Consider the following 26,179-nt stretch of genomic DNA (forward strand, 5'->3'; position numbering starts at 1 on the left):
CCCGTGGCTCGTCCGTGGGGGCCGTCGGGATTCATCCGGTCCCGGCGTCCGTGGTCCCACGCTGGCACAGTCCCCGCGCAGCCGCGCCCATGGCGAGCCGCGGATCACGTCGTGGCAGCGGAGCCCGGCTTGTCACCATAAAGAGATGGACCCGCGGCGCACGTTCGCGGTGGGAACGCCGGGCGACCACGAATGTGGGCGGCTGGACACGGGGCGGCTGGACACGGGGGCGGCCGGGCACGTAAGCGACGGGAAACGTGGGCGACGGGAAAGAGGCGATGGTGCGAGACGACGCGGCGAGCGCGGAGACGGCGCGCGCGGAACCGGGCGGTCCCCCGGGATCAGGCGGCCGCGGGGCAGCCGGCGGTGGCACGGCCGGGACCACCGGGGGGCGATCCGGCCAGGCGGGCGTGCCCGGCCAGGCGGGCGTGCCCGGCCAGGCGGGCGCCGAGCATCCGGTGCTCGACGCTCTGGAGGACGCCCTCGAGCAGGCGTCGGCGAACGCGCACCGGATCGCCGGTGCGCTGAGCCGTCCGGTGTCGCTGGTCCGGGTCGGTCGCAAGCGCCGCCGGGCGCGGCGGGTCGAGCTGCCGGCGACCCCCGACGGCCGGGTGATGGCGTGCGGGGTCTACAGCCACGGGCGGTGCGTGACGATGGAGGTCGGTCATGCCGACGCGCTGCGGCTGGCGCGGACCGAACGCGACGGCTTCGCCTGGCTGGGCCTGTTCGAGCCCAGCTACGACCAGCTCGCCGCCATCGCGCAGGAGTACGGACTGGACAAGCTCGCCGTGGAGGACGCCGTCACCGGCGGCCAGCGGCCCAAGCTCGAGCAGTACGAGAACCACCTGTTCATGGTTCTCAAGACCGCCAGCTACGTGGCGCACACCGAGGTGACGGGTACCTCGGAGGTGGTCACCACCGGCGAGATCATGATCTTCCTCGGCGAGGACTTCGTGGTGACGGTGCGGCACGGCCAGCATGGCGAGATGACCAGGCTGCGGGGCCGGCTCGAGGCCGCCCCGGAGATGCTCCGGCACGGGCCGACCTCGGTGCTGCATGCCATCTGCGACAGCGTCGTCGACAACTACGTGGACACGGTGGAGAAGATCCAGGTCGACGTCGACCAGATCGAGGCCGGCGTGTTCCGGCGCGACCAGATCCCGTCCACGGAAAGCGCCTACCAGATGAAGCGCGAGCTGCTGGAGCTCAAGCACGCCGTCCAGCCGCTGGCCAGCCCGCTGCGCACGCTCACCACGGACAGCCCGCGGCTGGTCGACGTGGCGATGCGGCGGTACTTCCGGGACGTCGCCGACCATCTGGAGCAGGTCAGCGAGCGCATCGAGCACTTCGACGAGCTGCTGTCGTCGGTGCTGCAGGCCACTCTGACGCAGGTGACGATCGCCCAGAACGAGGACATGCGGCGGATCAGCGCCTGGGTCGCGATCGCTGCCGTTCCCACGGCGCTGGCCGGAATCTATGGAATGAACTTCGAGCACATGCCCGAACTGCGCCAGACCTGGGGTTATCCGGCAGTCCTCGCCGTGATGGCGACGGCGTGCCTGTTTCTGTACCGGGCGTTCAAACGCAACGGCTGGCTCTAGCGCCGCCGGCGGCCACCGCGGTTTCCCCGACACCCGCCCTGCAGTTACTCAACGTCACAAAAGCGGGGGACCCGGCCGGCACCGGCCGGTCATCGGCGCCCTGGTACGAGGGCGACCCGAACGGGGGCGACCGATGGCCCCCACCCCACCGGTGCCGATCCGTTGGGCACCAGGGGGCCCCGAATCGGGCGAAAAAGCCCACAAACAACACATGGCGTGCTATGCACTCGAAACCCTGGCGAGGGTAGCCGGTCCATAGCTCGTTTTCGCTATCAGTTGACTGCCGTGACGAATCCGTACGATGGGTTACACCCGGCCCTCCCCGTCGGTTACCGTAACCAACCGTGTCGGAGCAACCGGGTCTCGTGCCCGCCGCTCGGTGCGGTTCCCCGATCCCCCACCCGTCAGGGGAGTACATGCCCTCGTCTGACCCCAAGCGGCGAGAGACCGCCATCCTGCCCGAGCGGGGCGACCTGATCGCCGAGCTCGCCGGGCGGCTCGAAGCCCTCGACGCGCTCCTGAACCGGCTCGAGGACGCCGAGCGCCAGGCCGCCGACGCCAGCGAGCACCTCATCCGGACCCGGCGCTGGCAGGAGGACACCGTCCGCACCATCCAGGAGGAGCGAGCCCGCATGCGCCAGCGCCAGCACGCGCTGGACGAGCTCGCCGACCACGCGCGCGCCGCCGTGGCCGCCCTGGCCCACCACCGCTCCGTGCCCCGCGAGGTCCACGAGCTCGCCGTCGAACTCCAGGTGCTCGACGCAGCCGGATTCCTGACGCGGCGCGGCCGGACCCGGTGAACCCGCGTCCGGCCGGGGATGTCGGCAGCCTCACCCGCTCTGCTACTTGACGTAATCGCCTGATGCTCGGCCGGAGTCGCCGGAACGGGCCGGTGCCCCCGTCCGCGCCAGCCCCAGCCTTCCCGCGATCCCCTGGCGCGAGGGCAGAACCACTGGTCATCCCCGGTCCCGGTGGCCGGCGGGCCGCCCCTCCGCCCGCCGGTACGAGCGGGGCCGAGCGCCGCGCGAGGGGCACTTCGGTGCACACTCGCTGTAGTTGGGAAGGACTAGTGTTTACCCACCCGGTCAAAGTGGACTAGTCTCACGCCGACGTCACGACAACACCGGGCCGAACGCCGAATCCTGCCCCCGGCCCCGGTGTCCCCTCCGAGTCGTCATCTGGGGCAGGAGCGGGGGACCCACCTCCATCGGCCGGCACCGATCCGCGGCGCCGGTCTCGGGGTCAAGTCCGAAGCGCGTGAAGGTCACGCCTCGGACCGGGCAGCCCAGCCCGAACCCGACAGCTCACTTCGCAGGCGTACGGGAAGGAATACACCGTTGTCCGCGCAAAGCGTGCAGCTCGACGAAGATTCGCGAGTCGCCGGTCGCGGCCGTCACCGCGCCCAGTCCGCGCCGCCGGTCGCCCGTAGCCGGGCCCGTGCTCGTGCCTTCGCCGCGATGACCACCGGGACCGTCGCGGTCTCCGGAGTGGCCTTGGCCGGCTGCAGCACCGACGTCAACGCCGACACGGCGTTGGAAGAGTCGTCGAACACCGCCCCGATCACCCTCGCCGCACAGATCGGCTCACGCGCCGCCCTGGGTGGCAGCATCGCCGCGGCGGCGGTCAGTGAACACAGCTCCTCGGGAGCCACTCTCGGCACGACGAGCGGCGTCGACGCCCCGCCCCTGGCCGGCAAGGTCCAGGTCGGCCTGCGGGTGACCAACCCCAACGTGACCGTGAACGCGGACGAGCCGATCGACATCGGCTTCTCGCTGTACAACGAGGCCACCCACGAGCCGCTCGCGAACCAGCTCGTCAAGGTGCAGGTGAAGCTCCCCACCGGGTGGGCCACCTTCAAGCACCTCCAGACGAACGCTCAGGGTTACGCGTCCTACACGGCGCGGGTGCTCACCACGACGAACGTCACCGCGATCTTCGATGGCACGGACGCCCTGCAGTCCGCCCACTCGGTCAACGACGCGACCCTGAACGTGCGGCCGCAGTCGGCCCCGCAGCTCGCCGGCGTGTCCTCCCGCCTGGGGAGCCTCGCGGGCGGCGTCTCCGTCGGCTCGGCCGGCACCCGCGTGTCCGTGCCGATCCCGTCCAGCTCGATCGGGGCGAAGGCCGTCTACCTGGCCTCCCTGCAGGCGGGCAAGCCGTACGTCTACGGCGCCGAGGGCCCGAGCTCGTTCGACTGCTCCGGCCTGGTCCAGTACGTCTACAAGCAGCTCGGCAAGAGCCTGCCGCGGACCACGGACGCCCAGTTCGCCGCCGCCACCCGGGTGTCGCAGTACAACAAGCAGCCCGGTGATCTGATCTTCCTCGGCTCGCCCGGGAACATCTACCACGTCGGCATCTACGCCGGCGACGGCAAGATGTGGGTCGCCCCGCACACCGGCAGTGTCGTGAAGCTCCAGAAGATCTACACCACCTCCTACTACGTCGGACGCGTCTAGAGCCGTCCGCATCGCGCCAGCGCACCGTGCCATGCGGCGCAGCGCCGGCCCCTGGTGGTCATCTCGTCCGGCTGGAAGGACGACGAAGCCCGTCCAGCCCCGAGCCGACCGCGACGCGGCCTCCCCCTCCGGTCGCGCGTGCGGTCCAGACCGCCGGTTCGGCACGATCGACTCCGCGCCTGAACCCGCCGCGCACGCCTCGCCGGGCCTGCTCCCCCCGGCCGGCGGAAGGCGCACCGTTTGGACCCGTCCGGGTCATCATCGCCGCTGCCCCGGACGCAGACCCACGACGCAGCCCCGCCGAGATCCGCCCCGGAGCCGCCGGACCACCCGCCCCCGGTCCACGATCCCCCCGCCGCAATCCCGTGGCCTCGTCGCTCGCGCCGCCCCGGCCGAGTCGAGACCGACCCAGCCACGCGGGCCCTGTCACCGCCCGCGGCACCACCGACCTCGCTCCAGCGGCAGCCGAACGACGCCTCCTTCCGGCCGGACGGACGTCAGATCTCCCCCCCATCTGACGTCCGTCCGGCCGGAAGGCCCCCGATCCCGCCGGCCTTCCCTCGGATTCCCCCCCCATCCGCAGCGGAAGGCCGGCGGGCCCTCGGGCTCACCCGGCCGCTGAGGGCCGCCGATGCCGCTACCCCCCTCCCGGCGGCATCGGCGGACCCATCGCCTTTCTACCCAGCCGTCCCGGGCGCGTACGCGGCCGCTGAGGGACGCTGAGGGCCGCGGAAGGAGCCCCGCCGCCCCCGCCCCCCGGGGGCCCCGCCTCGGCGCGCGGTCAGGCTCTCAGGCTCCCAGGCGGTGCTTGGCGGAGGCCGTCCACAGCGTCTCGCTGACCTTCTTGTCCCAGTCTGTCTCGGCGACTCTCGCCTCGGGCGCCCGACCGGGGCAGGCGGTCTGCGGCTCCTGCGTGAACTGCCCCACCACACCGACGGCCGCGAAGATCGGCTTGGCCCCGCCGCAGACGACGGTCAGCGCGAGCCGAGCGCCCTCGCCGACGCCCCACACGTAGACCCGGTTCGGGTCGACCTTGGTCTTCTTCGCCGAGACGTAGCTGACCACGTCGCGCAGGTAGTTCGCGTCGGCGCCATCCGGGGAGTCGATCCGCCAGGTGCCGCCGACCGCCTCGGGGTAGGCCACCGCGAAGTTGCGGGAGTTCGCCACCGAGCCGGCGGCACTGTCATGGTCGAGGCTCTTGGCGTCGGCGTTGTCGTCGTGCAGGATCAGCACGAGCGGGATCGGGTCCTTCCGGTCCGACGGGGCGTGCAGGAGCAGTTCCCGATCGGCCGAGCCGTAGTCCTTCGGCATGCTGACGCGCTTGGTCTTCGGGCCGTTGCCGTGCCCGATGAAGACCCAGAGCACGACGATGACGGCCCCGATGATGAGTAGGGTTCGCTTGTTCTTGCCCCACCAGCCGGCAAGTGGATTCGACGCCACGATCCAACCGAACCACACCGGTAGCCGGAAAACGTCGGAAACGGGCGACCAGATGACGCTCGGACCTACCCCTTGGTCGGAGGCGGCCGAAGGGCCGAGCGGGTCATGCGACCGACGGCGTCACGGCCCCGACGTCACGGCCCCGACGTCACGGCCCCGACGTCACGGCCCCGACGTCACGGCCCCGACGTCACGGCCCCGCCCCGCCGCGCGGGCGGGGTTCAGCGCGGGCGGGGTTCAGCGCGGGCGGGGTTCAGGGGGCGGCGAGCGCCCGGCGGCGGGCCTCGCGCAGCACCTGCGCCTCCTGGGGGGCCTCCAGCGGCGGGAGCTGGCCGTGGACCCAGGTCAGCAGGAGGTCGGCAAGCGCCGGGTTCTGCGCCAGGACCGGCCCGTGCAGGTACGTGCCGATGACCCGGCCGTCTACGATGCCGTCGGTGCCGCCGCCGCCGTCACCGCTGTCGCCGTCGCCGATCCCGCGGCGCACCGCCCCCAGCGGGAAACCACCGGCCCCGGGCAGCCGCCTGGTACGCCCGGCATGGTTCTCGTACCCGTACAGGGTGGGTAGGCCGAGGCGCGGATCAGGCTCGACGACGATGTCGCCGACGGCCCGGGTGGGCGGCGGCGTCTCCGGCGGCGCGAAGGATCGGCGGGTCTCGATGTCGACGAGGTTGAGCCCTTCGTGGATCTCCCCGCCCGACGGGAACGTCGCGCCGATCACCTGGTAGCCGGCGCAGACCGCGAGCACGGCCGCCCCCGAACCCACCGCGCGCACGATGGCCCGGTTCTGCCGGATGCCGTCGGCGGCGAGGACCTGCGGGGCGTCCTCGCCCCCGCCGAGCAGGTAGATGTCGCAGCTGTCCGGCACCGGCGAACCGGCGGCGACGTTGACCACCTCGACCGGCAGGCCCCGCCAGCGCAGCCGCTGCGCGAGGACGATCGCGTTGCCGCCGTCCCCGTAGGTGCCGAGCAGCTCGGGGTAGATCAGCGCGATCCGGGTCGCCGAGGTGCGCCTCATCGGGAACACCGCACCAGCAGGTCCCGGAACGCCGTGTAGTTGGCGACCACGTCGACCACCTTCTCGTTGGCCGCCAGCGCCGCGTCCTCGGCGCTGGCGTGCACGCTGTGCGGCACCTCCGCGTAGGCCAGCCGCACGCTCATGTCCTCCTTGCGCCCGCCGGTGACGAGCACCTGCCGGCCGGCCAGGCGCTCGAAGGGGACGTCCCAGATCCAGGACGGGTCCCGGCCGTCGGCGGTCTGCGAGTTGAAGTCGATGACGACGGGCCGGGGCGGCGCGTCGGCGAGCAGCTCCATCATCTCCACCCAGCCGGCGGGGTTCTTCGCCAGCAGCAGCCGGCCGCGGCGGCCCTGCTCGCCGAGGACGACCTCCTGGTAGCGGCCCTGGACGTCGCCGAGGCCGGCCATGGCGGCGAACGCCGCCTCGACCTCGACGCCGAACTCGCGGGCCGCGGCGGCGGCCATCGCCGCGTTGCCGAGGTTGACCCGGCCGGGCAGGTCGAGGTGGGCCGGGATGGTGCGGCCGTACCAGAGCAGCTCCCGCGGCCCGGTGACCGCGACGATCGGCTCGGGCCGGGCCAGCCCGCACTCGGACCACCAGCCGCTGTCGTTGCGGTGCAGCAGGCGGGCGCACTGGGGGCAGACCATCGCGTCGGCGGTCCAGTTCTGGCCGGCCGACACCCACACCTGCCGGTGCCAGCCGCCCGCCGCCCAGGCCACCAACGGGTCGTCGACGTTCGCGACCACCGTGGTGTCCTTCAGCTCGGCGCCGAGCTCCCGCCACATCGAGGCGATGCGCCGGGTCTCGTTGGACCGGTCGAGCTGGTCGCGGCTGATGTTGAGCAGCAGCACGACCCGTGGCGAGATCTCCCGGGCCACCTTCGGCAGCCAGATCTCGTCGACCTCCAGGGCGGCGGCGGCGTCGAACGGGGGGCGGGACAGCGCGGCGAGAACGCCGGGCGCCATGTTCGCCCCGCCGCTGTTCGACTTCACCGGCCCGAGGGTGCCCAGCGCGCGGGCGAGCAGCCGGGTGGTGGTCGTCTTGCCGTTGGTGCCCGACACGCAGGCGGTGCGGCGGTGGGAGCCGACCTCGGCCAGCGCCCCCGGGGAGACCCGCAGGGCGAGCTTGCCGCCGATCATCTCTCCCGAACCGCGGCCGAGGCGGCGCGACGCCTCCGCCGCCAGGCGTTCGACGGCGAGCGCGGCCTGGGTCCGGGCGGTGAACCTACGCGGGAATGATGTCGTCATCGCGCTTTCTACAGTGCCACGAGGGTGCCGGGAGACGAAGACCACCCCCGCTTCCGTTCGGTTACATCCCCGATCGTCGCCCTTGCCGTCGGCGGCGAACCGCAGCCACCGCCGTTGCCGCCGAGTCTTCCTGCCAGCCGCCGTCACCGCAGGTCAAGCGGAGTGACCCTGCGTTCGGCGCCGGCGGAACTTCCGTGTTACCGCCCGCTGGGCGAACGGGTGTCAGCTGGACCACCATGGGGGAATCGCCCCGGCGGCGCGGTAGAACTCACCCGACGGGGTGAACCGGAATACCCAAGACCGGTCCTCGGGACGAGAATCACAGGCGGAGCACGGCCGGCCATCGATCCGGCCGAGGCCGCGCGGGGCCCGGACCCCGGCTGGCAGCGGCTGGCCGCCAGGGCACCACGCGGTTGCAGAAGGGACGTGAGGGCGCACAGTGACCACGAAGGCAATCGCGATCGCGCAGGACCACGGCCGCTGGTCGGTGCACGATCTGGACCCGGCGGGCGCCGAGGACCTCGACGCACTCACCGACACGATGCGCGACTTCGGTGACGACACCATCGTGGCCTTCCTTGAGGAGGACGACGAGTACCTCGCGATCGTCCGGCTCGGCGCCGACGAACCGGACCCCAAGGTCTTCCTCTCCGACCGCCGGGTCCTGATCACCTCCGAGCTCGCCGAACGCCTGTTCGCCGACGCCCTGCCGTCGATGGCCGGGCTGACCACGGACGACGAGGACGACGACACCTCCGCGCTGACCCAGGCTGCCCCGGTCGGCGATCTCGACCTGCTCGCCGACCTGGGCACCTCCGAGGAGGCGCTGCTGGAGCTGATCGGCGAGGAGGGCATGCTGCCCGCCGACCTGATCAGCGCCCTGAGCGAGCGCGCCGGCGCAGGAGAGATCCTCGACGACGCCCGTGGCTGACCCCGCCCCGGCGGGCGGGTCCGATCACGGCGCGGCGATGGGCCTCGCGCTGGCTCAGGCGCGGCTGGCACCGGAGCACGGCGACGTCCCGGTCGGCGCGGTCGTGGTCGCCTCGGACGGCACGGTGCTCGGGGAGGGCCGCAACGCCCGCGAGCGCGACGGCGACCCGACCGCCCACGCCGAGGTGATCGCGCTGCGGGCGGCGGCGGCCCGGGTCGGCTCCTGGCGGCTGTCCGGCGCCACCCTCGTGGTCACCCTGGAACCGTGCACCATGTGCGCGGGCGCGTTGGTGCTCGCCCGGGTGGACCGGCTCGTCTACGGCGCCGTCGACGACAAGGCCGGCGCGGTCGGCTCCCTGTGGGACGTCGTGCGCGACCGCCGCCTCAACCACCGTCCCGAGGTCATCGCCGGCGTCCGCGCCGCCGAGTGCGCCACCCTGCTCGCCGACTTCTTCACCGCCCGCCGCCGCCCGGCAGCCCGCTAGCCCGCCCCTCAGCCCAGGGCGGTGTGCACGGGAGCGGCGCCTCCTGTCTCTTCCACATGGATAAATCGGACACCGAACCCTGCGGAAGAGCCATGCAGACGCTCTCCCACGCATCCGCCGCCGACGCACGAGCCATCGCCCTCTCGTGGTGCGGTTCCGCGGAACCGCACGCCGATGCCCGGCCGGCGGCGAGCCCCTGGGGACCGGCCTGACGACCCCCGCGAACGGACCGTCGAGACGTCCGGTAAGCTCGCCTACGGTGGAGTCGCCTAGTGGCCGAGGGCGCACGCCTCGAAAGCGTGTGAGGGGGCAACCCCTCCGTGGGTTCAAATCCCACCTCCACCGCCCGTGGGCCAGGCAGAACGCCGGGTCCGACGCTCACCACGTCGGCCCGGCTTCCCCGCCCCGGTCCCACTTCTGGTCCCGTTCGCCATTCCCGGCCGTTACCCGATCCACGCAACCTGCCGGCGGCAGGACCGCCTTTGTCGGTCGGCGACGAGGATCAAAGATCGTCTGATCCGCTGTCGGCCAACGCGCGGCGCGCCGCGCGGGTATCCGGATGGTCCTCACCGAGGGTCTCCCGCCGTCGAGCCAGCACATCTTCTTGCAGCCGACGGGCCGCCGGATAGTCACCCGTCGCCCGCAGCGTGACAGCAAGATTCGCGGCGACGGTCAACGTGTTCGGATGGTCCTCACCGAGGGTCTCCCGGCTTCGAACCAGCACATCTTCTTGCAGCCGACGGGCCGCCGGATAGTCACCCGTCGCCCGCAGCGTGACAGCAAGATTCGCGGCGACGGTCAACGTGTTCGGATGGTCCTCACCGAGGGTCTCCCGGCTTCGAACCAGCACATCTTCCTGCAGCCGACGGGCCGCCGGATAGTCACCCGTCGCCCGCAGCGTGCCGGCGAGATCGGCGGCGACGGTCAACGTGTTCGGATGGTCCTCACCGAGGGTCTCCCGGCTTCGAACCAGCACATCTTCTTGCAGCCGACGGGCCGCCGGATAGTCACCCGTCGCCCGCAGCGTGCCGGCGAGATCGGCGGCGACGGTCAACGTGTCCGGATGGTCCTCACCGAGGATCTCCCGCCGTCGGGCCAGCACATCTTCCTGCAGCCGGCGAGCCGCCGGATAGTCACCCACCGCCCACAGCGTGCCGGCAAGATTCGCCGCGGCGCTCAACGTGTCCGGATGGTCCTCACCGAGGATCTCCCGCCGTCGGGCCAGCACATCTTCTTCCAGCCGGCGAGCCGCCGGATAGTCACCCACCGCCCGCAGCGTGCCGGCAAGGCCGGCGGCGGCGGTCAACGTGTCCGAGTGGTCCTTGCCGAGAACTGCGATCCACTGTTCGTGGGTGCGTCGGGCCAGGGCGAGGCTGCCCGGGTAGTCGCCGACCTGCCGCAGGTACCAAACCGTCCAGATCACCATGTTCCGCGACTCGCCGTCGTCGGCGTCGACCAGGCCGGTCGCGAGCACGTGCGGGTACAGCCGGGCGTAGCGCGCCCAACCCGCCGGGGTGGTCCGCTCGTCCGGGTGCGCGGCGGCGAGCAGTCGGTGCGCGGCCGCCTGGAAGCCGGCCCGTTCCCCCTCGGGGGTGTCGTCGCGCAGCACGGCCTGCACCAGCCGGTGCATCACCACCGCGTCCCCGACCACGCGCACCACGGCGAGGCGTACCAGCCGGCCCCGCACCGCCGCCAGGGCGACCGGGTCGGCGGCCACCGCGGCGAGCTCCCCGGGAAGCAGATCGGCGACGTGGGGGCCGATCAGGTCCACCGGTATCGGCTCCGGGCCGAACCGCGCCCACAGGCGGGCCAGCGTCACAGCCGCCGGATCACCGAGGTCGTGCAGGGTCACCGTCCACGTGGCGGCGACGGGCACTCGTCCCGCCGGCGCCCCCTGCGCCATCAGCTCCCGTACCCGGCTGTGCAACAACCGTTCGTACTCGGCGGCCGGCATGCCGGTCTCGGCCAGCCAGGCACCGGCCTGCTCCAACGCCAACGGCAGCCCGTCCACCACGTCGGCCAGTCGATCGGCCTGCGCCGTCGCCAACCCCGGGACGCGCCGACGCAGCAGGCCCGCCGCTTCCGGCGGCGGCAGCACGTCGATTTCCACCGGCGCCGCCAGCGACGACCAGCGGCCGTCCCGCGAGGTCACCAGCACGTGCCCGTCCCCACCGGCGGCCGCCAGCAGCCCGTTCGCCACCTCCAGCGCGCCGAGCACGTCGGGGCCGGCCGCGTTGTCCACGATCACCAGCCACGCCGGGTACGCCTCCGCCCGGCGCAGCAGCTCCACCGCGCGGCCCGCCGACTGCTCCACCGACCCGCCCGCGTCCCCACCCAGCATCCCGGCCAGCTCGCCCAGACCCGCCAGCAGCAGGCCCGGCTTTTCTGCGTCCAACCACCACACCAGGTCGTAGCAGCGGGCATACCGGTAGGCGTACTCCACCGCCAGCTGCGTCTTGCCGACCCCGCCCAGGCCGTGCAGCGCCTGCGGGAGGACGGGTACCGCCCCCGCCCCGCCGGTCAGCCGGTCCCGCAGCAGTGCCAGCTCCGCGGCCCGTCCGACGAAGTTCGGGTTCCGTGGCCACGGCATCCTTCGCACCTGGGGCGGAGCATCCGGGAACCGCGCGCCGCCCGGCCGCCGACCCGCGGCGGCGGGCGGAAATCCCGGCCTCGACGCCGGCCTGCCCCGCCCGCCCGTGCACACCAGCCTGGCCGCGGACACCAGCCGTTCCCGCGCGACCTGCTCGCTCACCCCGAACAGGTCGATGTCGACCACCGACCCGGACAGACCGTCGTCCCGCACATCCGCGACCCGCACCGGCAGCAGTCTGCGCCCCCGGCCCAGGGGATCGGCCCGCAACGCCGCCAGCCGTTCCACCGTCGCCCACTCCGAGGTCAGATAGTCCCCCGACATCACCGCCACCGTGTGCGCCGAACCGCGCACCGCCTCGTCCACCCGCAGCGGCCAGTGATCCCCCGCCAGCATGTCCCACGCCTGGAGCACCACCGCGAACCCGGCCGCCTCCAGCTCCCACGCCACCCATTCCGCCCACGCCCGATCCGCCTGCGTGTACGACACGAAGAAATCCCAGCCGCCCTGCGCGGCACCCCCGCCGGTCACGCGGACAGTGTCCACCCCAACCCACCGCACCAGGCCATCGCCGTACGGAATCAGACAATCGCTCCGAAGACCCGGCCGGACTCACCATTGAGCCCCCGGGCCCTTCTGGCGGCACCCGTCCCGAGGGCGCCGTTCGCCCCGTCGGGGCGCCCTGGGCGCGCGGCGCGGCGCGTTCCCTTTTCACCCACCCGCTTCGGGCGAGCGCCGGGCTCCCCCGGTCGACGTCAACTTGCGGCCACTGCGGAGCGTGAAATAGTCAGCGCGGACAGTAATTCACTTACTGACCATGGCGCCGGCGCGACGAGGCGGCGGACGTCATTCAGCAGACGCACGACTATCCATCAGTTGCACGACCGGTGAGTCGGAGGCAATGGCATGGCGAGGATCGTCATTTTTGGTGCCGGTGGTCAGATCGGGCGCCGCATCACCGACGAAGCAATTCGACGGGGACACGAGGTCACCGCGGTCGAGGTGGACGCGGCCCGCGTGAAGAAGCTTCCGCGCAAGGCCAACGGCGTGGAGGGCGACGTCACGTCGCGCGACTCCGTCCAGCGCCTGGCGCAGGAGGCGGACGCCATCGTCGTGGCGGTGGGTGGTGTCGACCGTCCGGTGCACGCGAACGCCGCGCGTACCCTCGTCGACGTCCTGCCCCGTATCGGCGAGCAGGCTCCGGCCGTCCTGCACGTCTCCAGCGGCGGGACCCTGGAGAACGACAACGGCCAGCGGCTCGTGGACAGCCCGGACTTCCCCGCCGCCGAGCGCAAGGACGCGCTCGACCAGGCGGACGCACTCGACGTGTACCGGGGTGCCCGCAACGTGCGCTGGGCAGCCATCGCCCCGCCGCCGCGCAACCTGGGCCAGGGGCAGCGTCGGGGCGCCTACCGCACCGGCAACGACCGGCCCGTGGTGGACGCTCAGGGCGAGATCGGCATCTCCTATGAGGACTTCGCGATCGCCGTCATCGACGAGGTCGAGAAGCCGCGTAACCGCAACCGTCGTTTCACGGTGGGCAACTGATAATCCCGCCTGAAATGCAGCCCGGGCGAAGCCACGGGTAATGCGCGGCACCGGCGGGCTCACCGCCGCCGACGCCGGACCGCCGACGATGCCGGGCGGTTGGAGGCGACGGCTGCCCGTCGGTCGCCGCGCCTGGGCGGCGCGGGTCGAAAGGACTCGCGCCGCCCAGTTCCCCCGGTGAGCGCGCGCACCAGGGGAGCGCGGAGAACGAGCCCCGGTTTTCGGCGACGAAACCGTGATGGCGCGGTCAGGTCATCGTGTCGAGGATGGCCTCGATGTCGGCCGGGGTGGTACGCGGATTGACGATGGCGAAGCGGGCGACGGTCTCCCCGTCGTGCCGGGTGGGCGGCACGAAGGCGAGCCCCTCTCGGAGCAGGCGGTCGCTCCACCGGTGGTAGTCGGCGCCCCCCCAGCCGAGCCGGCGGAACACGACCACGGACAGCTCCGCCGGGCGGACGAGTTCCAGCTCGGGCCGCGCCGCGATCTGCGCCGCCGCCGCCCGCGTCGTGGCGAGCGTGGTCTCGACGGCCTCGGCGTAGGCCCGGGTGCCGTGCGTCGCCAGGGAGAACCAGAACGGCAGGCCGCGGGCGCGCCGGGACAGCCCGATGGCGTAGTCGGACGGATTCCAGTTGGCGGCCGAGTCGAGCACGTCGAGGTAGCCGGCCCGCTGCGGGCCGTGCGCCGCCCGGGCCAGCGCGGGATCGCGGTAGATCAGCGCGCAGGCGTCGAACGGAGCGAACAGCCACTTGTGCGGATCGACGATGAACGAGTCCACGTCGGCGATCCCGTCGAACAGCGGCCGGACCGAGGGCGCGGCGAGCGCCGCCAGGCCGTAGGCGCCGTCCGCGTGCACCCACAGGCCGCGGTCGCGACAGACGTCGACCACGCCCCGCAGGTCGTCGACGATGCCGAACTGGGTCGTCCCCGCGGTCGCCACGACGGCGAAGACCCCGTCGTGCCCGACGGAGTCGCCTTGTCCGACGGAGTCACTCTGTCCGGCGGAGTCGCGCTGTCCGGCGGAGTCGCGCTGTCCGGCGAGGTCGTCGAGCGCGGCGGCGAGCAGCGGGCCGGTGAGCCGGCCCTCCTCCCCCGTCGGTACGGCCACGACGTCCGCGTCGAGCACCGTCGCCGCCTGGTACAGCGACGAATGAGCCTCCGCACCGCAGACGAAGCGCCAGCGCGCCGGCATCGGCCGGCCGGCGGCGGCCAGCCTCGCCCGGACGGCATGGCGCGCAGCGACGAGCGCGGACAGGTTGCCGACCGTGCCACCGGGCACGAACACCCCGCCAGCCGCGGCGGGGAAACCCGCGAGGTCGGCCAGCCAGCGCAGCGCCTCGTTCTCGGCGTGGACCGCGCCCGCCCCCTCCATCCAGCTTCCCGCGTAGATGGACGACGCACCGACCACCAGGTCGAACAGCACCGACGACCGGGTCGGGGCGGCGGGGATGAAGGCAAGGTTGCGCGGATGGTCCGCCGAGACACAGGCGCGCGACAGCACCTCGTCGAAGGTCTCCAGGGCCCGGCGACCGCCGATCCCGTCCACCGTGATCGTCCGGCCAGCCCTGGCGGACAGTTCCGCCGGTGTCACCGGACCATCCAGGGGGACCGGATCGAATCCGAGGCGGATCCCGGCGAAGTCGAATATCGCCCGCAGTAGATCGGCCGTCTCGGCGTCAAACTGGTGCACGTACGGACCGTTCCTCGACAGGCGACCACCGAAACGGCGATCCGCTCACAACCAACCCCGGCGGCACCGATTGCCACGCATCGTCGGAGATGGTGATGGATTCCCGCCGGCCGCGCCGACGTGGCGCGGCCCTACGCGTCCTGCTTGCCGCGCTGCCGACGGAAGAGGAAGCCGCCACCCACGAGCGCAACCAGCAGAACAATCGCTCCGACACGCTTCACAACGAACCTCCACGATAAGGACCCAAGTCAACACCGACGGCAAAACCGGCGATATCCGCGACTGCGGACCGTCACCGGGGAGAAGCCTCGCCGATCGACCTGAACGGGACCAGTCGGCGCATGCTCCTGCCGTCGGTTTCAGAGCATGCCATGAACGGCACCCGGGTGTGCGGCCGGACCGCCGGATTACCGGCCGCGTCCCCCGTGCGGGGCATGGACAGGTGCCCTATGACGGGGCAATCTTCGTGCGAAGTGCCGCCTCGGCGGCGATTTCGCGGCGCGCGCGGACGTGGGTGGGCAGCGGGTGGCCCGGGCCGTGCCCAGGTGCGGTGACGTCGTGAGATCAGGCAACGGCCACCGCCGCGTGACCGCCGGCTCACCGCACGCCGCAACCGCCCCAGCCAGCACCCGCCGCGCTGCGGCCCACCCGTTCGGCGACCAGGGCCGCGAGAACGTCGGCGTGACACGGTTCACCCTGCGGGCACCAGCAGGCCAACCGCCGCCCGGCGAGCGTCGGCAGCTCGGCCAGCCGCTCTGAGCGCGAGTACCGCCGCCCCGCCCGGTCGTGGCACACGTCGGGCCCGCTCCCGGTGATCCACTCGGTGTACCGCGCGACGGCCTCGGCCCGGCCGAGCGCCCGCTGGTCGAACGGGTTCCCCCACCGGGTCGGCCGGGCGACCACGACGACGCCCTCGGGCTTGCGCCACCCGGGCGCGCGAGACAGCCGCATGTGGGTCCGGGCCACGGTCATCGCGCCCTCCGATCGACCGGGGCGGCGCCGGGCCGCCCGGGCGGCACCGAGGCCGTCATCCCCCCGCAGGGCGTGCGCAACCGGATGCGCGCGGCGGCGTTAGCCGGGGCGGCGGGTATGGCCGGGGCGACGGGGGCGGCAGGCATGGCGGGGCCGGCAGGCATGGCAGGCATGGCGGGGATGGCGGGGATGGCGGGGGCCGGCTCGGCGCCGGGTAGCTCACCACTCCGACAGTTGGCCATCCTTTCTTTTCCTGCGATCCATCAACTGTTCATCGGGGCGTAAATAAAAGCTGCCGCACGGCGGTCTCCTGATTCCTCGGGCTTTCCGCGGGACGGGTCGGTGGTCGCCGCCGAAAACCCGTATTTGTACCGGCGGCGCGGTACTCCGGGGCGGTAGTATCGACGCCCTACCGCGTTTGCACGGCAATGTGCGCGGCGATTACTGGGGATGAGAGTGGCGCGCGTCTTCGTCAGCCACGCCAGCTCCGACGCGGAGTTGGCCGACCGGATCTACCGCATGCTGGCCGACCTCGGCCATCGGGCATTCCTGGCCCGCGACATCCGAACGGGAATCCGGCCGGGCGACGTCTGGAAGGAGCGCCTGCACCAGGAGCTGCGGGCCGCGGACGCCGTCATCTGTGTCGTGACCGAGGCCTACAACACCTCCCCCTGGTGCGCCTACGAAATCGGGATCGCCCACGAGGTCGGGAGCCTGCTGCTGCCGCTGCGGGCGCAGCCGGGGGTGACCTCGCCGCTGCTCGACGACCGCCAGCACGTCGCCGTCGTCGACAACGGCGGCTGGATCGGCGACCTGGACGGCCCGCTGCGGCGGGTGGACGCCGCCGGTGGCCGGGGCTGGGCGTGGGACCGCTCGCCGTTCCCGGGCCTGCGGCCGTTCACCCGGGACATGGCCCGGGTCTTCTACGGGCGCGACGACGAGCTGCGACGGCTGGCCCACCGGCTGCGCGCGCTGAGCGACCGGCGGCTGCTGCTCGTCGTCGGCGGGTCCGGGTGCGGCAAGTCGTCGCTGGTCACGGCGGGGTTGACGGCGCGGCTGGGCGGCGAGCCCGGCTGGGAGGTCGCCGACCCGTTCCTGCCGGGCCGCGACCCGACCCGCAAGCTGGCGCTGGCCCTGACGCAGACGGCGAGCCGCAGCGGGCTGCGCTGGGACCCGGCCGAGGTCCACCGGCGGCTTGCCTCCGACGACCTGGCCCTGACCGGGCTCGCCGAGGAACTGCTGACCGCGGGCTACCGCCCGCCGCGGGACCGGCTGCTGCTCGTCATCGATCAGGGCGAGGAGCTTTTCACCCGCGCGGGCTCCGCCGAGCGGACCCGGTTCGCCGAGGTGCTGTCCCGCGGGCTCGACGGCCCCATCCGGGTCGTCATCGCGGTGCGTTCGGAGTTCCAGGACCAGTTGTTTGCCCTGCGCGAGCTGCACGGCGCCCACCTGCACGCCTTCCCGCTGCGGCCGCTCGCGCGCGACATGCTCAGCATCGTGATCACCGAGCCGGCCCGGGTCGCCGGGCTGTCGGTGGAGCCGGAGTTGGTCAGCCAGATGGTCGCCGACACCGACGGCGGCGAGGCGCTGCCGCTGCTTGCCTTCACCCTGCACGAGCTGGCCCGCAACCAGACCCGCGGCGGGCGCCTGTCCGCGCAGCGCTACGAGGAGCTCGGCGGGGTGCGCGGGGCGCTCGCGCGCCGTGCGGACGCCGTGCTCGACGAGGCGATGTCCGCCGCCGGCCTGCCCCGGGAGGAGATCCTCGCCGGCATGGCCGAGCTCGCCACCCTGGACGAGGGGGGCCGGCGCACCCGGCGCCGCATCGAGGTGGCGGAGCTGCCGTCGGAGGCCATGCGCACCGCGTTCGGCGTCTTCGTCGAGCAGCGGCTGCTGTCGACGGCCAGCGACAGCCTCGGCGGCCCCGGCGTCGGCGTCGTCCACGAGGCGCTGCTCACCGTCTGGCAGCCGCTGGACTCGGCGATCCGCGAGCGGGAGGCTGCGCTGCTCAGCGAGGGGCAGGTCGAACGGGCCGCCGCCGAATGGGCCCGTGGCGGCCCCCTGTGGGACGTCGACCGGCTCACCGCCGCAACGACCACCTTGTGGGGGTCCTACGACCGCTTCCGCGCGGGCGGCAGGCCGGTCGTGAACCTCAACAACGCCGGCCGGCGGTTCCTCACCGAGTGCAACCGTCGCGTGGAGGCGACGCGCCGCCGGGAACGCAAGCGCCGGCGCCGGACGATCGCGGTGCTGGCCGCCCTGCTCGCGGTGACGCTCGCCGGCGCCGCGACCGCCGGCTGGCAGGGCGCGTCCGCCCGGCGGGCGCAGCACGCCGCCGAGCGCGCCCAGCGGGCGGTGATCGCCCAGGCCCTGCTGACCAGGGCGGACGACGTGCGCGCGACGGACCGGATCCGCGCGCTGCGGCTGTCCATCGCCGCCTGGGCGGTGCATCCGGACGCCGCCAGCCAGGAACGCCTCCAGACCCTCGCCAGCAGTCGGATGGCGCTGGCCAACGGGAACCCGGTCACCGCCGTGGCGTTCTCCCCGGACGGGCGCCTGCTGGCCACCGGCGGCGCGGATGCCTCGGTGCTGCTGTGGTCGGTGGCGAAGGACGACGGCCAGCCCCACCGCGTCGGGCCGCCGCTCGCGGGCCTGCGCAGCCTCGTCACCGAGGTGACGTTCTCGGCGGACGGGCGGCGGCTGATCGCGACCGGCTTCGACCGCACCCGACTGACCTGGGACGTCGGCGATCCGCTGCGGCCGCGGCCAGCCGACCGGCCCGGCCCCGCTCCCGGCGCGGTCGACACCTGCGTCGACCGATCCCCCGCGGTCCGGATCGAGGCGGTCGGCGAGGAGATCGGCGGGGTCAGCCTGTGGGCGGTCGGCGGGTCCGGCGGCCGTCGCCTGCTCGGCTGGCTGCCCGCCGGCCCCGGGGAGGCGCGGGCCGTCAGGTTCTCGCCCGACGGCGGCATCCTCGCGGTCGGCTCCGGCCGCGGCGTGCGCCTGTGGGACACCCGCACCGCCGGCCGGCTCCGCCCCACCACCGGCGACGCCGTGGGCCTCATCGGCCGCCCGGATGTCGACGCCTGTTCGAACGACGACGAGAAGTACGCAGTCCGGAGGGAAAAAGCAGAAAGAGACAGCGCTGGAAGGGACGGCGATGCCCACGACCTGCCGACGTCCAGCCTGCCCCCCGTCGGGCAACCGCTGATGGGGCACACCCACCCGGTGTTCTCGCTGGCCTTCTCCCCGGACGGGCGCCTGCTGGCCTCGGGCGGCAACGACGGGATGCTCCGGCTGTGGCGACTGTCCACCGTGAAGGCCTCCCGGCAACAGGTGGTCACCGATGCCTGCGCTGAGGCCGGGGGTGGGCTGGACGCATCGTCCTGGCAGTTCTACCTGCCCGGCGTCCCCTACCACCCCACCTGCGCGCAATGACCCGCCGATTCGCGATCCCCCGCGCCGGCAACGGACCTGGCCGGTCTCGGGACCGAGACCTCCCTCTTTCGGCTCCCCGCCGGCACCGTTCCATCACATACCGGACAAACTTGGCGACGGGGCGCGGCGAATCGGTCGCACCGGGTGCTTCCCGACCGGTGCCCGTCAGCGGACCATCATTTACATGACGTTGACGTACGGGGTGCCCACCCGCATCGAGATTCCAACCGTGATCACCTCCCGGTTGATCCTGCGCGGCTGGCGCCCCGAGGATCTGCACCCCTACGCCGCGATGAACGCCGATCCGGAGACGATGCGTTATCTCGACGGCCCGGTCGGGTTGGCCGGCACGGAACGCCTCGTCACCCATCTCATGGGCATGTGGACGATCCACGGTCACGGAATGTGGGCGGTCGAGGAACGGGGCAGCGGGGAGTTCCTCGGCCGGGCCGGCGCCTATTTCGCGGACGGTTGGCCGGGGATCGAGGTCGCCGTGTCCATCCGCCGGGACCACTGGGGGCACGGGCTCGGCACGGAGGCGGTCCGGGCGTCGCTGGAGTTCGGCTTCGAACGGCTCAAGGTGGACGAGCTGATCACCGCGACGCACCGGGACAACGCCGGCATGAACGCGATCGCCCGCCGGCTCGGGATGACCTTTCGCGGGATCGCCGACGTCGGCCCGTGGCGGGCCAGCAACGTCTACGCGATCAGCCGGCAGGAGTGGGACGCGCGGACCGCGACCGCCGACCGGTCCTTACCCAGGGAGCGCGACAGCCCCGCCGCGCACCGGTCCGTCAGTGCCCGTCCCGTGGGCTAGCCGGCGGGATCCAGCAGGACGCCGCGGTGGTCCGGCTCGATCGCCGCCATCGGCCCGATCGGCCCCGTCGGCGCGAGGGTTCCGATCAGCTCCCGCAGGTCGCGCACGGCGGACTGGCCGCGGTGCCGCTCGGGCACGCGCCGCAGCGCGTCGACGGCCCAGCGCAGCACGAGCGGGCTGCGCCAGTGCTCGGCGATGCCGGTCAGTTCCCGGGCGATCTGCTCGCAGCCGGTGTCGATCTGGGCGCCGAGGATCAGCGCACCGGCCTGGTTGATCCGGGTGAGCACCGGGTCGAGGGGCTCCCCCGGCGGGAACAGGCGCAGCGCGCGGTCGAAGTGCGGCAGGCTGCGGCGCCAGTCGCCGGCGGCGAGCAGCGCGTCGGCGATGTAGAGGTGGAGCTGCTGCTCGCTCATCGCCAGCACGCTGCTGCTGGTGGCCTCCAGGTCGAGTCGGCCGAACAGGTCCAGCGCATCCCGGGCCCGCCGTAGGACGTCGGTCAGCTTCTTCTGCACGCCGAAGGCTCGGGCCTGCATCGCGACGGCGATCAGCTTCCCGGCGCTCGGACTGCGGCCTGCAAGCGCCTCCGCCCGCGCGGCGATCGTGAGCACGAGCCGCGCGGACGCGCCGTTCTCCAGCTCGGCCTTGGCCCGTTTCGCCACCACCCAGGCGAGCAGCTCCGCGGCGCCGTGCTCGCTCGCGTTGCGGTGCGCCGTCTCGAACCAGCCGCGCATCTCGGCCCGGTCGCCCAGGTCGGAGAACGACAGGGCGATGATGCCGGCCAGCTTCGCGGTAACGCCCCGCAGCCTGCGCTGCTGGTACAGCGGCTGGCGCCGGCCCAGCAGCCGGCCGACCTCGGCGAGGTCGACGGACAGGTCGCCGATCATCCCGATCGTCGGCTCCGTGCGATACCGGAATCCGTGATCACGCACGATCTCGTCGAGACGATCGACCTGCTCGGCCGCCACCTCGACCCACAGCGTCCGGTCGAGGGCACCCCGAAGCTCCCCCGCCTGCGCCAGCACGGCCGCGGCCGATCCGCCGGAGTCGGGAACCGGAACGGCGGACCACAACGCCTCCGGAGCGGGGAGGATGCCGGCGGCGGAGCCGTCCAGCCCGAAACCGAGCCGGTCCGGACGCGTGCGCAGAACGGCGCACAGCGCGTCGAGATATCGAGGGGACGGCCGTTCGCCGCGCTCCCACCTCGATATCCGCTGATGCCCGAGCGGCGGTTCGCCCCGCCCGGCCCCGGCCTCGTGCTCGCGGATCCGCCGCACGAGTTCCTGCTGCGTCCAGCCGTATGCCAGCCGGTATGCCCGCAACCGGCTCACCCCGCAGTGACGATGAACGGCGTCCGCCGTCTCCGGCACACCGACGCCGGCCTTTGCCAGCCGCGACCGGATGTCCCGCCCGCACCTGGCCGGATGCTGTCCGCCCACGGCCACCCCCGCGTTTCCCGCCGGACCCGCTCGCCCATTTCCCACCGGCCGGGGCAGATGATAGCCGGGCCGGCGGCGACTCGGGAATCGGGCCGCCATCGGAATGTGCGCCACGCGCGCAAAAATCTGCGGCGCACCGGCCTGCGCGCGCACGACCACGCAACGCACATTCGACCGATCACCCCCGGTGATAGCAATCGAAGGGCCCGCGAAAAGGGCTGGAGATTACCGCCGGAGGTGCCATGTCCAGGCCATTGTCGAGAAGAACCGCGTGGATCCGGAACGCGGGCGGCCACCCGCCCCGCGGGCGGCGGGTGCATCGTCTCATCCGGCTCCTGACGCTTCTGCTGCCGCTGCTCCCGCTCCCCGGCTCGGTCAGGCTGATCCTGGCCGCGCTGGAGGCGACCGTCCTGCTGTACGACGCGACGCGCCCGGCGGCGTCATCGGGTGGCTGCGGCGACCTCCGTCCAGAACGCACCGAAGCCGTCCAGCGGGCCGGTCATCGCCCGCTGGGTGAGCAGGACGCCGACGGCGCCACGGGCCGGATCGACATGACCGGTGGTTCCCGTCCCGCCGTCCCAGCCCCAGCGCCCGGGCGCCATCCACGGCTGGGTGGCCTCGACCTCCACGCCGGTCCCCAGGCCCCACGACCCGCCGGGGCCGACGATCGGCCGCGCCTGGTCGCGCTGGGCGTCGGTGAGCGCGTCAGCGGTCATCCGCGCCACCGCGCCGGCCGGCAGCACCGGAGCGCCGCCGTCCGCGAGCGCGCACAGGAACCGCAGGACGTCGGGCGCGGTGGACACCAGCCCGGAGCTGAGCTCCTCGAAGACCGGCGGGTGGGCGAACTCGCCGTCGGCCGCGTCCAGCACCTCCAGCCCGTCGGGCCCGGGCCGGTAGGCCGTGGCGAGCCGACCCGGGTCCGGCTCCCAGAACCCGGTGGACGCCATGCCGAGCGGGTCGGTGATCCGCTCGGCGACCAGCTCGGACAGCGGCCGCCCGGCGCACCGGGCGAGCAGCACGCCGAGCAGGTCGATGCCCGTGTCGTACAGCCAGCCCTCGCCCGGCTGGAACGCCAGCGGAAGCCCGGCGACCCTGGCGACGAACTCGTCCGCGGACATCGCCGGCGTCAGGGGACCGGGGAAGACTCCCCGCCGCCGCATCTCCGCCTGTAGCGGGGTCTGCGCCAGCACCGCACCCCAGCCGGAGGTCAGGGTCAGCAGGTGCCGGACGGTGATCGGCCGGCGCACCTCGACGGTGCGGTCGAGCGGCGCGTCCGGCGCCACCAGCACCCGCGGGGCCGCCGCCTCCGGCAGCCAGCGGGCGACCGGGTCGTCGAGGCCGAGCACACCGTCGTGCTCGAGGCCGAGCGCGAGCACCCCCGCCGTCAGCTTGGTCAGCGAGGCGAGCCGGAACCGCGTGTCCGCCGCCATCGGCGCGCTCGCGGGCCCGAGCGCCATCCGCCCACCCGCACGCACCTCGACCCGCCCACCGATGCGGAGCGCGCCGACGTACCCCGGGATCCGCCCGGACGCCACCTGCCCGTCCGGCACCCGCCAGACCCGCTCGAAGCCCGCGCCGGCAGCCTCTGCCGCCACGCCACCCTCATGCCGTGTCATCCGCCCTCCTCGCCAGGCTCGCCGCGAGGCTACGGCGGGGGTCCGACAACTTTGCGAGGGAGGTCGTGGTCGAGGCGGACGGGATGCCCGCCACGAGGCACCCGAAGACCAGCTCGCCCGCCGACGGCAACAGGATTCCGTCGAACGGAATAGACCGCCGGCCGCGGGGCAGCACCGCGAAATGACCGTATACGGCATCCACGCGTCACATGAGCAGATCCCACCGGGCGGGCTACTCGAAGCCGTCGCCAAGGCGGAGCAGGCCGGATTCGCCGCGGCCATGTCGTCCGACCACTTCTCGCCGTGGAGTTCCCGCCAGGGTGAATCCGGTTTCGCCTGGACCTGGCTCGGCGCGGCGATGCAGGCGACCAGGCTGCCCTTCGGCGTCGTCCACGCACCGGGCCAGCGATATCACCCGGCGATCAGCGCACAGGCGATCGCCACCGTCGCCAGCATGTTCCCGGACCGGTTCTTCGTCGCGCTCGGCTCCGGTGAGGCGAGCAACGAGCACATCACCGGGGACGGGTGGCCTCGCAAGGACGTCCGCAACGCCCGCCTGCGGGAGTGCGTCGACATCATCCGGGCGCTGCTGGCCGGGGAGGAGGTCAGCCACGACGGTCTGGTGCGGGTGGACCGGGCCCGGCTGTGGACCCGGCCAGCCACCCCGCCGCCGCTGGTCGCAGCCGCGGTGACCCCGCGGACCGCCGCCTGGTGCGCGGGCTGGGCCGACGGCCTGATCACGGTCAACTCCGACGTCGAGACGCTGCGCGCGGTGCTCGCCGCCTACCGCGACGCCGGTGGGCGGGGCCCGGCGCGGCTGCAGGTGCACCTGAGCTACGCCGCCGACGAGCGGACGGCGCGCAAGATCGCCCACGACCAGTGGCGCAGCAACGTCTTCCCACCGCCGCTGTGCTGGGACTTCGACCACGTCGACCTCTTCGACGGCGCGTCCGAGCACGTCACGCCCGAGGCGGTCGCGCGGACGGTGCGGGTGTCGGCCGATCCGGACCAGCACGCGGCGTGGCTGGCGGAGTACGCCGAGCTCGGCTTCGACGAGATCTTCCTGCATCACGTCGGGCAGAGCCAGGACGAGTTCATCGACGTCTTCGGCACCCGGGTGCTCCCCGCGCTGCGGGCCAGCGCCGGCTGAGGCGGGGCGACGATGCGACTGAGCCGGACCGCCGACCTGTGGTGGAAGAACGCCGTCATCTACTGCCTGGACGTGGAGACCTTCGCCGACGGCAACGGCGACGGCTGCGGCGACTTCCGCGGCCTCACCCAGCGGATCGACTATCTGCACGAACTCGGGGTCACCTGTATCTGGCTGATGCCCTTCTACCCGACACCCGACCGTGACGACGGCTACGACATCACCGACTTCTACGGCGTCGACCCCCGGCTGGGCACCCACGGCGACCTGGTGGAGTTCCTCCGGGTGGCCCGCGACCGGGGCATCCGGGTGATCGCCGACCTGGTCGTCAACCACACCTCCGACCAGCACCCCTGGTTCGTCAGCGCACGCAGCAGCCGGGAGTCCCCGTACCGCGGCTACTACGTCTGGCGGGACGAGCCCCCGCCCGACGGCCCGTCCGGCGTCGTCTTCCCCGACCAGGAGGACAGCGTCTGGCAGTACGACGATGCCGCCGGCCAGTACTACCTGCACCGTTTCTACAAGCACCAGCCCGACCTGGACGTGGCGAACCCCGCGGTGCGAGACGAGATCGCGCGGATCATGGGCTTCTGGATCGAGCTCGGCCTGTCCGGCTTCCGGGTGGACGCGGTGCCGTTCCTGCTGGAGACCGACGGCGCCGCCGACGCGGCGGAGCTGCCCGACCCGCACGAGTACCTGCGCGACCTGCGCGCCTTCGTCTCCCGCCGCGACGGGGAGGTGATCCTGCTCGGCGAGGTCAACCTGCCCTACGACGCCACCCGCCGGTTCTTCGGCGACGAGGACGGCGACGAGCTCACGATGTGCTTCGACTTCCCCGGCATGCAGCAGCTCTACCTGGCACTGGCCCGCCAGGACGCGACGCCGCTGCTCGGGGCGCTGCGCGACCGGCCGCCCGCGCCGAAGGACGGTCACTGGGCGACCTTCGTCCGCAACCACGACGAGCTCACCCTCGACAAACTCGGCGACGACGAACGCCAGGAGGTCTTCGCCGCCTTCGGCCCGCGCGAGGAGATGCAGCTCTACGGCCGAGGTCTGCGCCGGCGCCTGCCCCCGATGCTCGACGGCGACCCCGCCCGCCTCCGCATGGTCTACAGCCTGCTGTTCGCCCTGCCCGGCACGCCGACGCTGTTCTACGGCGAGGAGATCGGGATGGGCGAGAACCTCGACATCCCCGGCCGGGAGGCGGTCCGGGTCCCGATGCAGTGGTCCGACGGCCGCAACGGCGGCTTCTCGACCGTGGACCCGGACGCGGCCTCGGACCGCCTGCCGGCCCCCGTCGTCCAGGGGGAGTACGGCCCGGCCAAGGTCAACGTGGCGGCCCAGCGCCACGACCCCGCGTCGCTGTTCTCCTGGGTGGCGGCGCTGATCCGCCGCTACCGGCAGTGCCCCGAACTGGCCTGGGGCGCCTGCTCGACCGTCGACCACGACAACGCGTCCGTGCTGGCGCACTGGGCGGAGCACGACGGACGGGCCGTCCTCACCCTGCACAACTTCGCCGACTCGCCGGCAAGCGTCACCCTCAAGCTGTCGGACGTCGACGCCGGCACCCGGTTCGTCGAGCTGCTCGGCAAGCAGGCCGGCACCGTCCGGACCGTGGACGACGACGGGAGCCTGCGCCTGGACCTCGACGCCTACGCCGCCCACTGGCTACGCACCGAGGGCTGAACGCCGACACCGCCCGGTCCGCGGCCGACCCGCGGATCGGGCGGCTTGCTCGCTTCTTCGCTTCCTCA

The 26,179-nt window shown here is 73.0% G+C and carries 18 protein-coding genes, 1 tRNA gene and 1 riboswitch; of the genes, 11 read left to right on the top strand and 8 right to left on the bottom strand.

Annotated elements, in window-relative coordinates; genetic code table 11:
• Window positions 1-278 precede the first annotated feature (278 nt).
• From corA to FRAQA3DRAFT_RS20195, 3 genes are all read left to right on the top strand, one after another.
• The gene (gene corA, locus FRAQA3DRAFT_RS20185) at window positions 279-1,601 is read left to right on the top strand and encodes a magnesium/cobalt transporter CorA (RefSeq protein WP_009740907.1); all 1,323 of its coding nucleotides are present in this window, start codon (window positions 279-281) and stop codon (window positions 1,599-1,601) included.
• A gap of 416 nt (window positions 1,602-2,017) precedes the next feature.
• The gene (locus FRAQA3DRAFT_RS20190; RefSeq protein WP_009740908.1) at window positions 2,018-2,401 is read left to right on the top strand and encodes a hypothetical protein; all 384 of its coding nucleotides are present in this window, start codon (window positions 2,018-2,020) and stop codon (window positions 2,399-2,401) included.
• Window positions 2,402-2,763: 362 nt separating this feature from the next.
• Window positions 2,764-2,933: riboswitch (cyclic di-AMP (ydaO/yuaA leader) on the top strand.
• A 5-nt stretch (window positions 2,934-2,938) separates the two neighbouring features.
• The gene (locus FRAQA3DRAFT_RS20195) at window positions 2,939-4,057 is read left to right on the top strand and encodes a C40 family peptidase (protein WP_232291678.1); all 1,119 of its coding nucleotides are present in this window, start codon (window positions 2,939-2,941) and stop codon (window positions 4,055-4,057) included.
• A gap of 789 nt (window positions 4,058-4,846) precedes the next feature.
• Here the strand turns inward: FRAQA3DRAFT_RS20195 and FRAQA3DRAFT_RS20200 are convergent.
• From FRAQA3DRAFT_RS20200 to FRAQA3DRAFT_RS20210, 3 genes are all read right to left on the bottom strand, one after another.
• Window positions 4,847-5,515 carry a PHB depolymerase family esterase gene (locus FRAQA3DRAFT_RS20200; protein WP_009740910.1) on the bottom strand — a complete coding sequence of 223 codons (669 nt, stop codon included), beginning with the start codon at window positions 5,513-5,515 and terminating at the stop codon, window positions 4,847-4,849.
• A 235-nt stretch (window positions 5,516-5,750) separates the two neighbouring features.
• Window positions 5,751-6,512, bottom strand: a complete 762-nt coding sequence (locus tag FRAQA3DRAFT_RS20205) for a type 1 glutamine amidotransferase (RefSeq protein WP_009740911.1) — start codon at window positions 6,510-6,512, stop codon at window positions 5,751-5,753.
• Entirely contained in the window at window positions 6,509-7,759 is a 1,251-nt protein-coding gene (locus FRAQA3DRAFT_RS20210) for a MurT ligase domain-containing protein (RefSeq protein WP_009740912.1), read from the bottom strand. The genes FRAQA3DRAFT_RS20205 and FRAQA3DRAFT_RS20210 overlap by 4 nt, the downstream gene beginning before the upstream one ends.
• 439 nt (window positions 7,760-8,198) lie before the next feature.
• Between FRAQA3DRAFT_RS20210 and FRAQA3DRAFT_RS20215 the strand changes: the two genes are divergently transcribed.
• From FRAQA3DRAFT_RS20215 to FRAQA3DRAFT_RS20225, 3 genes are all read left to right on the top strand, one after another.
• The gene (locus FRAQA3DRAFT_RS20215; protein WP_009740913.1) at window positions 8,199-8,690 is read left to right on the top strand and encodes a tRNA adenosine deaminase-associated protein; all 492 of its coding nucleotides are present in this window, start codon (window positions 8,199-8,201) and stop codon (window positions 8,688-8,690) included.
• Window positions 8,691-8,727: 37 nt separating this feature from the next.
• Window positions 8,728-9,174: a tRNA adenosine(34) deaminase TadA gene (tadA, locus tag FRAQA3DRAFT_RS20220; RefSeq protein WP_009740914.1), complete on the top strand. Its 447-nt coding sequence runs from the start codon at window positions 8,728-8,730 to the stop codon at window positions 9,172-9,174.
• 258 nt (window positions 9,175-9,432) lie between these two features.
• Window positions 9,433-9,519, top strand: a tRNA-Ser gene (locus tag FRAQA3DRAFT_RS20225).
• Window positions 9,520-9,676: 157 nt separating this feature from the next.
• Here FRAQA3DRAFT_RS20225 and fxsT read toward each other — a convergent pair.
• The gene (gene fxsT / locus FRAQA3DRAFT_RS20230) at window positions 9,677-12,310 is read right to left on the bottom strand and encodes an FxSxx-COOH system tetratricopeptide repeat protein (protein ID WP_198286938.1); all 2,634 of its coding nucleotides are present in this window, start codon (window positions 12,308-12,310) and stop codon (window positions 9,677-9,679) included.
• 360 nt (window positions 12,311-12,670) lie between these two features.
• Here fxsT and FRAQA3DRAFT_RS20235 point away from each other — a divergent pair, with 360 nt between their 5' ends.
• Window positions 12,671-13,312 carry an NAD(P)-dependent oxidoreductase gene (locus tag FRAQA3DRAFT_RS20235; RefSeq protein ID WP_009740916.1) on the top strand — a complete coding sequence of 214 codons (642 nt, stop codon included), beginning with the start codon at window positions 12,671-12,673 and terminating at the stop codon, window positions 13,310-13,312.
• A 247-nt stretch (window positions 13,313-13,559) separates the two neighbouring features.
• Here the strand turns inward: FRAQA3DRAFT_RS20235 and FRAQA3DRAFT_RS20240 are convergent, their stop codons facing one another.
• Window positions 13,560-14,999: a pyridoxal-dependent decarboxylase gene (locus FRAQA3DRAFT_RS20240; protein WP_009740917.1), complete on the bottom strand. Its 1,440-nt coding sequence runs from the start codon at window positions 14,997-14,999 to the stop codon at window positions 13,560-13,562.
• 597 nt (window positions 15,000-15,596) lie between these two features.
• On the bottom strand, window positions 15,597-15,971 hold the full coding sequence (locus tag FRAQA3DRAFT_RS31710; protein ID WP_009740918.1) for a DUF4326 domain-containing protein: 375 nt from the start codon (window positions 15,969-15,971) through the stop codon (window positions 15,597-15,599).
• A gap of 450 nt (window positions 15,972-16,421) precedes the next feature.
• Here FRAQA3DRAFT_RS31710 and FRAQA3DRAFT_RS20255 point away from each other — a divergent pair, with 450 nt between their 5' ends.
• Both FRAQA3DRAFT_RS20255 and FRAQA3DRAFT_RS20260 read left to right on the top strand, forming a co-directional pair.
• Window positions 16,422-19,406 (top strand): TIR domain-containing protein, encoded by a 2,985-nt coding sequence (locus tag FRAQA3DRAFT_RS20255; RefSeq protein ID WP_035921246.1) that lies wholly within the window; start codon window positions 16,422-16,424, stop codon window positions 19,404-19,406.
• Window positions 19,407-19,590: 184 nt separating this feature from the next.
• On the top strand, window positions 19,591-20,223 hold the full coding sequence (locus tag FRAQA3DRAFT_RS20260; RefSeq protein WP_009740921.1) for a GNAT family N-acetyltransferase: 633 nt from the start codon (window positions 19,591-19,593) through the stop codon (window positions 20,221-20,223).
• Here FRAQA3DRAFT_RS20260 and FRAQA3DRAFT_RS20265 read toward each other — a convergent pair.
• Together FRAQA3DRAFT_RS20265 and FRAQA3DRAFT_RS20270 are read right to left on the bottom strand one after the other, a co-directional pair.
• A complete protein-coding gene (locus tag FRAQA3DRAFT_RS20265) occupies window positions 20,220-21,551 on the bottom strand; it encodes a helix-turn-helix domain-containing protein (protein ID WP_369809470.1) in 1,332 nt (443 codons plus the stop codon). The two genes, FRAQA3DRAFT_RS20260 and FRAQA3DRAFT_RS20265, sit on opposite strands and share 4 nt — an antisense overlap.
• 548 nt (window positions 21,552-22,099) lie before the next feature.
• On the bottom strand, window positions 22,100-23,275 hold the full coding sequence (locus FRAQA3DRAFT_RS20270; protein ID WP_009740923.1) for a serine hydrolase: 1,176 nt from the start codon (window positions 23,273-23,275) through the stop codon (window positions 22,100-22,102).
• Between the two features lie 181 nt (window positions 23,276-23,456).
• On the opposite strand from FRAQA3DRAFT_RS20270, the gene FRAQA3DRAFT_RS20280 reads away from it, so the two are divergent.
• Both FRAQA3DRAFT_RS20280 and FRAQA3DRAFT_RS20285 read left to right on the top strand, forming a co-directional pair.
• Window positions 23,457-24,425, top strand: coding sequence for a TIGR03885 family FMN-dependent LLM class oxidoreductase (locus FRAQA3DRAFT_RS20280; RefSeq protein WP_009740924.1), 969 nt, complete (start codon window positions 23,457-23,459; stop codon window positions 24,423-24,425).
• A 12-nt stretch (window positions 24,426-24,437) separates the two neighbouring features.
• Window positions 24,438-26,111 carry an alpha-amylase family protein gene (locus FRAQA3DRAFT_RS20285; protein ID WP_009740925.1) on the top strand — a complete coding sequence of 558 codons (1,674 nt, stop codon included), beginning with the start codon at window positions 24,438-24,440 and terminating at the stop codon, window positions 26,109-26,111.
• Window positions 26,112-26,179 lie beyond the last annotated feature (68 nt).

This window comes from Frankia sp. QA3, from assembly GCF_000262465.1.
In the GTDB taxonomy this organism is placed as follows: Bacteria; Actinomycetota; Actinomycetes; order Frankiales; family Frankiaceae; genus Frankia.

Excerpts from the sequence above, each read along its gene's own strand:
- tadA (WP_009740914.1), top strand. The coding sequence starts at position 8,728 with ATGGGCCTCGCGCTGGCTCAGGCGCGGCTGGCACCGGAGCACGGCGAC.
- FRAQA3DRAFT_RS20205 (WP_009740911.1), bottom strand. The coding sequence starts at position 6,512 with ATGAGGCGCACCTCGGCGACCCGGATCGCGCTGATCTACCCCGAGCTG.
- FRAQA3DRAFT_RS20255 (WP_035921246.1), top strand. The coding sequence starts at position 16,422 with ATGAGAGTGGCGCGCGTCTTCGTCAGCCACGCCAGCTCCGACGCGGAG.
- FRAQA3DRAFT_RS20280 (WP_009740924.1), top strand. The coding sequence starts at position 23,457 with ATGACCGTATACGGCATCCACGCGTCACATGAGCAGATCCCACCGGGC.
- FRAQA3DRAFT_RS20285 (WP_009740925.1), top strand. The coding sequence starts at position 24,438 with ATGCGACTGAGCCGGACCGCCGACCTGTGGTGGAAGAACGCCGTCATC.
- FRAQA3DRAFT_RS20270 (WP_009740923.1), bottom strand. The coding sequence starts at position 23,275 with ATGACACGGCATGAGGGTGGCGTGGCGGCAGAGGCTGCCGGCGCGGGC.
- FRAQA3DRAFT_RS20190 (WP_009740908.1), top strand. The coding sequence starts at position 2,018 with ATGCCCTCGTCTGACCCCAAGCGGCGAGAGACCGCCATCCTGCCCGAG.
- FRAQA3DRAFT_RS20235 (WP_009740916.1), top strand. The coding sequence starts at position 12,671 with ATGGCGAGGATCGTCATTTTTGGTGCCGGTGGTCAGATCGGGCGCCGC.
- FRAQA3DRAFT_RS31710 (WP_009740918.1), bottom strand. The coding sequence starts at position 15,971 with ATGACCGTGGCCCGGACCCACATGCGGCTGTCTCGCGCGCCCGGGTGG.
- FRAQA3DRAFT_RS20260 (WP_009740921.1), top strand. The coding sequence starts at position 19,591 with ATGACGTTGACGTACGGGGTGCCCACCCGCATCGAGATTCCAACCGTG.
- FRAQA3DRAFT_RS20210 (WP_009740912.1), bottom strand. The coding sequence starts at position 7,759 with ATGACGACATCATTCCCGCGTAGGTTCACCGCCCGGACCCAGGCCGCG.
- corA (WP_009740907.1), top strand. The coding sequence starts at position 279 with ATGGTGCGAGACGACGCGGCGAGCGCGGAGACGGCGCGCGCGGAACCG.